Source organism: Frankia sp. CoWAU3 (assembly GCF_977971855.1).
In genome coordinates, this window is the sequence record NZ_CDWWXB010000133.1 from 8,984 (window position 1) to 10,063 (window position 1,080).

A 1,080-nucleotide genomic window follows, 5' to 3' on the forward strand; every position below is an offset into this window, starting at 1 on the left:
GCTCTGGGACCGGTGGGATGTCGGCCTGTTCACGAAGGTCGCCCGGTACGGTTATCTCTCCCCCGCCTACTCGGACCGGACAGAAGTCGACTTTCCCGGCCTCCCGATCGCGATGCGGATCGTCCATATCGTCGTTCCGGACTGGATCGTCGCGGGTCTGGTCGTGTCGTTCCTCGCCGGTGCGGTCGCGGTCGCCGCGCTGTGGCGGTTGGCCGCGGACGAGGTGGGCAAGCCCGCGGCGCGGTTCGCCGTCCTCAGCCTCATCTGCTTCCCCTACGCGGTGTTCCTGTTCGCCGCCTATTCGGAGGGCATCTTCCTGGGGTTCGCGACGGCGTCCTGGCTGGCGGCACGTCGCCGCCGCTGGTGGTTGGCCGGCCTGCTGGGCGCCGGGGCGGCATCCGCCAGGATCAGCGGTATTCCCTTCGGGGTCGCGTTGGCTGTGCAGTACGTCGCGAGCCGACGCTCCGCCGGCCTCCCGGTGTTCGCCCGGCCGGCGTTGTCGCTGGGGCTTCCACCCGTCCCCGTCCTCGCCTACCTGGGCTATCTCAGGATTCGCACCGGGGGCTGGGGCTCCTACACGGACGCGATGCGGGACGGCTGGCACCGAGGCCTCGACTGGCCCTGGTCGGGCTGGACCGCCACCTGGGCATCGGCCACGGATGGCAACGGTGCGTCGACCTTCGTCTGGTTCTGGCGCGGGGAACTGCTCGCGGTGGTCGTCGGGGTGCTGCTGACCATCATCCTGCTGGCCGGGAGACGGTGGGGTGAGGCGACCTTCCTCGGCGTGATGACCGCGATAATGGCCTGCACGAATTATTATGCATCGGGAATCCGTGGAATTTTAGTGGCCTTTCCGTTGTATCTGATGCTCGCGCGAGCCGCCGCGCGGCAGAGCTGGGTACAGTCGGTATATCTATGTACCGGTACGCCGATCATGGCAGCCCTGGTCGTCGCCTTCACGCAGGGACAGTGGGTGGACTAGCCTTTCCCCCCATGGCGCCTTCGGCGCAATGCGGGGGCCCCTGGCATCGGGGGCTGCGCGAAGGTCGCGTGGTGTGACGGCCTGTTGCGTTAAGTGGC

At 68.0% G+C, this 1,080-nt stretch carries 1 protein-coding gene; it reads left to right on the forward strand.

Annotated elements, in window-relative coordinates; translation table 11 throughout:
- Positions 1-982, forward strand: a 982-nt coding sequence (locus AC08ON_RS12420) for a hypothetical protein (protein WP_476617014.1), incomplete at its 5' end; no start/stop codon positions are given.
- Between the last annotated feature and the right edge of the window lie 98 nt (positions 983-1,080).